This window comes from Longimicrobium sp. (assembly GCF_048594345.1).
GTDB lineage: Bacteria > Gemmatimonadota > Gemmatimonadetes > Longimicrobiales > Longimicrobiaceae > Longimicrobium.
The window spans coordinates 1-6,565 of sequence record NZ_JBMDXM010000079.1; the positions used below are offsets into that span (position 1 = coordinate 1).

Annotated in this window: 3 protein-coding genes; all 3 read left to right on the top strand. The window is 67.6% G+C overall.

Annotated features, from left to right (window positions below):
• Positions 1–4,470 (top strand): response regulator (locus ACOJUJ_RS08625; protein WP_420126456.1); only part of this gene is annotated, 4,470 nt, incomplete at its 5' end.
• Between the two features lie 693 nt (positions 4,471–5,163).
• Positions 5,164–6,027, top strand: coding sequence for a CheR family methyltransferase (locus ACOJUJ_RS08630; protein WP_420126457.1), 864 nt, complete (start codon positions 5,164–5,166; stop codon positions 6,025–6,027).
• Positions 6,024–6,565 (top strand): chemotaxis protein CheB (locus ACOJUJ_RS08635; RefSeq protein WP_420126458.1); only part of this gene is annotated, 542 nt, incomplete at its 3' end. The genes ACOJUJ_RS08630 and ACOJUJ_RS08635, both read left to right, overlap by 4 nt.

The following is a 6,565-nucleotide window of genomic DNA, read 5'->3' on the forward strand; positions in this document are numbered from 1 at the left end:
GTGAACCAGCTGGCCGGCAACCTGACGGTGCAGCTGCGCGACGTGAGCGCCGTGGCCACCGCCATCGCCGACGGCGACCTGGGACGCAAGATCACCGTCGAGGCCAGCGGCGAGATCCTGCAGATCAAGGAGGTGATCAACTCCATGGTCGACCGGCTCTCCGTGTTCGCCGACGAGGTGACGCGAATGGCCAGGGAGGTGGGCACGGAGGGGATCCTGGGCGGCCAGGCCGAGGTGCCCAACGTGGGCGGCACCTGGAAGGACCTGACCGACGCCGTGAACTTCATGGCCGGCAACCTGACCAACCAGGTGCGCAACATCGCCGACGTGACCACGGCCGTCGCCAACGGCGACCTGTCCAGAAAGATCACGGTGGACGTCAAGGGCGAGATGCTGGCCCTGAAGAACACCATCAACACCATGGTGGACCAGCTCAGCTCCTTCGCGTCGGAGGTGACCCGCGTCGCCAAGGAAGTGGGCACGGAGGGCAAGCTGGGCGGCCAGGCCAACGTGGAGGGGGTGGCCGGCACCTGGAAGGACCTGACCGACGCCGTGAACTCCATGGCCGGCAACCTGACCGGCCAGGTGCGAAACATCGCCGACGTGACGACGGCCGTCGCGAACGGTGACCTGAGCCAGAAGATCACGGTGGACGTAAAGGGCGAGATGCTGGCCCTGAAGAACACCATCAACACCATGGTGGACCAGCTCTCCGCCTTCGCGTCGGAAGTGACGCGCGTGGCCAGGGAGGTGGGCACCGAGGGCCGGCTGGGAGGCCAGGCCAACGTGCCGGCGGTCGCGGGCGTGTGGCGCGACCTGACGGAGAACGTGAACCTGATGGCCAGCAACCTGACCGGGCAGGTGCGCAACATCGCCGACGTGACCACGGCCGTGGCCCGCGGCGACCTCTCTCGAAAGATCACCGCCGAGGCGCGCGGCGAGATCGCCGAGCTCAAGGACACCATCAACACCATGGTGGACCAGCTCAGCGCCTTCGCGTCGGAAGTGACGCGCGTGGCCAGGGAGGTGGGCACCGAGGGCAAGCTGGGGGGCCAGGCGCGGGTGGAAGGCGTGGCCGGCGTGTGGCGTGACCTCACGGAAAACGTGAACGCCATGGCCGGCAACCTGACGGTGCAGCTGCGCGACGTGAGCGCGGTGGCCACCGCCATCGCCAACGGCGACCTGACCCGCAAGATCACCGTGGACGTGAAGGGCGAGATCCTTCAGATCAAGGACGTCATCAACTCCATGGTGGACCAGCTGCGCATCTTTGCCGACGAGGTGACGCGCGTGGCCAGGGAGGTGGGCACCGAGGGCAAGCTGGGCGGCCAGGCCGAGGTGCCGGGCGCCGCGGGCACCTGGCGGGCGCTCACCGAGAACGTGAACGCGATGGCCAACTCGCTCACCGCGCAGGTGCGCGCCATCAAGGACGTGGCGACGGCGGTGACGGAGGGCGACCTGACCCGGACGGTCACCGTCGAGGCCAAGGGCGAGCTGGACGAGCTGAAGCGTTCGGTCAACCAGATGATCTCCAACCTCAAGGAGACCACCGAGCGCAACGAGGAGCAGGACTGGCTCAAGACCAACCTGGCCAAGTTCAGCCGGATGATGCAGGGCCAGCGCGACCTGGAAAGCGTGTCGCGCCTCATCATGTCGGACCTTACCCCGCTGGTGGGGGCGCACCACGGCGCCTTCTTCCTCAGCGACGGCGATGGCAACGGCAACGGCGGCAGCGACGCGCCGCTGCGCCTGATCGCCAGCTACGCGTACAAGGAGCGCAAGAGCGTCAGCAACCGCTTCCGGCCGGGCGAAGGCCTGGTGGGCCAGGCGGCGCTGGAAAAGAAGCCGATCCTGCTCACCGGGGTGCCCGACGACTACATCCGCATTACCAGCGGGCTGGGCGAGGCGCCGCCGCGCAACATCATGGTGCTGCCCATCCTGTTCGAGGGCGAGGTCAAGGCCGTGGTGGAGCTGGCCAGCTTCCTTCCCTTCAGCCAGATCCACCAGGTGTTCCTGGACCAGCTGGCCGAAAGCGTGGGCGTGGTGCTCAACATGATCACCGCCAACATGCGCACGGAGGAGCTGCTGCAGCAGTCGCAGAACCTTACGCAGGAACTGCAGAGCCAGTCGCAGGAGCTGCAGACGCAGCAGGAAGAGCTGCGCCGCACCAACACCGAGCTGGAGCAGCAGGCCCGCACGCTCAAGGCGTCGGAAGAGGCCCTGCGCGACCAGCAGGAAGAGCTGCAGCAGGTCAACGAGGAGCTGGAGGAGAAGGCCGCCCTGCTGGCCGAGCAGAACCGCAAGGTGGAGCAGAAGAACCGCGAGGTCGAAGCCGCCCGCCGCGAGCTGGAGGAAAAGGCCAAGCAGCTGGAGGTGAGCACCAAGTACAAGAGCGAGTTCCTGGCCAACATGAGCCACGAGCTGCGGACGCCGCTCAACTCGCTGCTCATCCTGGCCAAGCTCCTGTCCGACAACAAGGACAAGAACCTGAGCGACAAGCAGGTGGAGTACGCCCAGACCATCCTGGCCTCGGGCACCGACCTGCTGAACCTGATCAACGACGTGCTCGACCTGTCCAAGGTCGAGGCCGGCAAGATGGACATCAACGCCGGCGACGTGCTGCTGGCCGACGTGGTGAACTTCGTGGAGCGCAGCTTTCGCCCCGTGGCCGACCAGAAGGGGCTGGAGCTGGCGATGGACGTGGATCCGGAGCTGCCCAAGGCCATCTTTACCGACGGGCAGCGGCTGCAGCAGGTGCTCAAGAACCTGCTCAGCAACGCCTTCAAGTTCACGGACGAGGGCGGCGTTACCCTTACCATGCGCAAGGCCGAGAAGGGGCGCCGCTTTGGCCACCCCGCGCTCAACGAGGCCGACGTGGTGGTGGCGTTCGCCGTCACCGACACGGGCATCGGCGTGCCGGCCGACAAGCAGCGCCTGATCTTCGAGGCGTTCCAGCAGGCCGACGGCACCACCAGCCGCAAGTTCGGCGGCACGGGCCTGGGCCTGTCCATCAGCCGCGAGATCGCGCGGCTGCTGGGTGGCGAGATCCGGGTGGAGAGCGCCGAAGGGCGGGGAAGCACCTTCACCCTCTTCCTGCCGCTTACCTGGCCGGGCGACCCCGAGGGCGGCGACCAGGGCGAGAACGACCTGTCCCGGGGCGGCAACGGCGGGATGATGACGATGCCCGCGCCGCGGCGCACGGAGGGCGGCGAGGGACAGGCGCCCGAGCGGCGGCGCTATCCGCGCGACCCCAGCGAGGTGGGGATCCACGACGACCGCGCCACGGTGGCGCCGGGCGACCGGGTGGTGCTCATCGTGGAGAACGACCCGCACTTTGCGCGCATTCTGCTGGACATGGCGCGCGAAAAGGGGTTCAAGGCGCTGGTGGCCATGGACGGCGAGCAGGCGCTTGAGGTGGTGCGCGAGTACCGCCCCGACGCGCTTACGCTGGACATCGACCTGCCGGGGATCGACGGGTGGACGGTGCTGGACCGCCTGAAGCACGCGCCCGAAACGCGGCACATCCCGGTGCACATCCTTTCCGGCGTGGGGCAGCGGCAGCGCGGTCTGCGCCAGGGCGCGGTGAACTACCTGGAAAAGCCGATCAGCAAGGACAACCTGGACGCGGCGTTCGACCGCATCAGCACCTTCCTGCAGGAAGGGGTCAAGCGGCTGCTGGTGGTGGAGGACGATCCCACGCAGCGCCAGAGCATCATCGAGCTCATCGGCGAAGGCGACGTGGAGATCACGGCGGTGGGAAGCGCCGAGGAGGCCATGGAGCGGCTGCGCGAAACGCGCTTCGACTGCATGGTGCTTGACCTGGGCCTCACCGGCGAGGACGGCTACAACCTGCTGGAGCGGGTAAAGAGCACGCCCGAGATGCAGGACCTGCCCATCATCATCTACACGGGCAAGGACCTGTCGCAGGCCGACGAAACGCGGCTGCGGCGGTACGCCGAAACCATCATCATCAAGGACGCCAAGAGCCCCGAGCGGCTGCTGGACGAGACCGCGCTGTTCCTGCACCGGGTGGAGAGCAACCTGCCCGACGACAAGCGCCGCATGCTGGAGCAGCTGCACAAGAGCGAGTCGGTATTCGAGGGCAAGCGCATCCTGATCGTGGACGACGACGTGCGGAACATCTTCTCGCTCACCTCGGTGCTGGAGCAGCAGGGGATGAACGTGGTGTTCGCCGAAAACGGCCGCGACGCCATCCGCATGCTGCAGGAGAACGCGGGCATCGACCTGGTGCTGATGGACGTGATGATGCCCGAGATGGACGGATACGAGACCACCCGCGCCATCCGCGAGATGCCGGAGTTCGCGCAGCTGCCCGTCATTTCGCTGACGGCCAAGGCGATGAAGGGCGACCGGGAAAAGTCCATCGCGGCCGGCGCCTCGGACTACATCACCAAGCCGGTGGACGTGGACCAGCTGCTTTCGCTGATGCGGGTGTGGCTGTACCGGTAGGGTTGAGGGGCAGGCAATAGGGAATAGGGAATAGGGAATAGGGAATAGGGAATAGGGGGACGGGAGAGGGGGCAGGGTGCGGGGCGCTTCGGAAGGCTCCGCGCCGGCCCCCTCCGGGCCGGCACCACCGGCCCACCTCCCCCGAAACTGCCGGGGGAGGTTGGGTGTGGGGAGCTGGGTTCACGGCCCGTGGATGGTGCGGTGCGAGGGCCGCGCCCCCTCCGGGCGGGCACCACCCGCCCACCTCCCCCCAAAGAACCTGGGGGAGGTTGAACGTTGGACCGCGGTTGTCGCAGCGGGATCGACGTTCCCCTCTCCCCCCTGCAGTTCGGGGGGGAGAGGCCGGGGGAGGGGCACACCGCCGGCGGGCGCCAGTTCGATCCTGGTCGTCGGGCCCTGATGCCGGCGGCAACGACCTCCCCTCTCCGTGAGGAACGAACGGGGAGGGGCCGGGGGAGGGGCACACCCGCGGCGCAGCCCGGGCGAGTCGTTTTCGCCCTCAGGGCCAACCCGTTCGCGGAGTTACGAAAGGTCGGCGCCTCCGTGCCGCCCCCCTCTCCGCCCCGCCGTGCCTTGCCTTCCGTCGTTCCGCGTCCCCTATTTCCTTTCTTCGCACGCACTTTGCCGTGCAGCCATGCTTGCCGCCGCGAGGCACGCGCGGGGCGCACAGGACACACCAGGGGCAACACCGCTGTGGCGCAGGGCAAGGTAGAACTGCCGGATACTCCGGCCGCGTACGACCGGGAGCTGGAGCGCATCGAGATCGAGCTTCTGCTGGAGGGCGTGTACCGGCACTATGGCTTCGACTTTCGCAGCTACGCCTACTCGTCTCTCAAACGGCGCATCTGGAAGCGCATCGAGCACGAGGGGCTGCGCAGCGTAAGCCAGCTGCAGGACCGCGTGCTGCACGACGCCAACAGCATGGAGCGGCTGCTGCTGGACCTTTCCATCAACGTCACCGCCATGTACCGCGACCCCGGCTTCTACGCCGCGTTTCGCGAAAAGGTGGTGCCGCTGCTGCGCACCTACCCGTTCATCCGCGTGTGGCACGCCGGGTGCTCCACGGGCGAGGAGGTGTACTCCATGGCCATCCTGCTGGAGGAGGAAGGCCTGTACGAGCGGGCCCGCATCTACGCCACCGACATCAACGAGATGGTGCTGCAGCGCGCACGGGCCGGCATCTTTCCCCTGGACAAGATGCAGGAGTACACCCAGAACTACGTGCGCGCCGGCGGCACGCGGTCGTTCAGCGAGTACTACACCGCCATGTACGACGGCGCGCTGTTCAACAGCTCGCTCACCCGCAACGTGGTGTTTTCGCAGCACAACCTGGTCACCGACGGCTCGTTCGCCGAGTTCAACGTGATCGTGTGCCGCAACGTGATGATCTACTTTGACCGCAAGCTGCAGAACCGCGTGCACCGCCTGTTCTACGACAGCATGGGACGCTTCGGCATCCTGGCGCTGGGGAACAAGGAGACGCTGCGCTTTACCGACTTCGAGGACAAGTACGAGGTGCTGGACGCGCGCGAGAAGATCTTCCGGAGGCTGGCGTGAGCGGTCACCACGAGCCCGTGGCGCCCGGCTACCGGGTGGTGGTGGTGGGCGCCTCTGCCGGGGGGCTGCACGCGCTGCGCACCATCATGACCGGGCTGCCGGCGGACTTTGAGCTCCCCGTGGTGGTGGTGCAGCACCGCGCCAAGGAGAGCGAGCTGCTGTGCGAGCTGCTGCAGGAGTGCTCCGGCCTTCCCGTGGCCGAGGTGAACGACAAGCAGCAGATCGGCCCGGGCGTGTGGGTGGGCCCGCCCGACTACCACCTGCTCTTCGAGACCGACGGTTTCTTCTCCCTGAGCACCGACGACCCGGTGCGCTACAGCCGCCCCAGCATTGACGTGATGTTCGAGTCCGCCGCCGACGTGTACGGCATGGACGTGATCGGGGTGGTGCTCACCGGCGCCAACGCCGACGGCGCGCGCGGGCTGCGCCGCATTGCCGACGAGGGTGGCCACGCGGTGGTGCAGGACCCGGAAACGTCGGAGGTGCGGGTGATGCCGCGCTCGGCCGTCAAGGCGGTACCCGACGCCTGCGTGCTGCC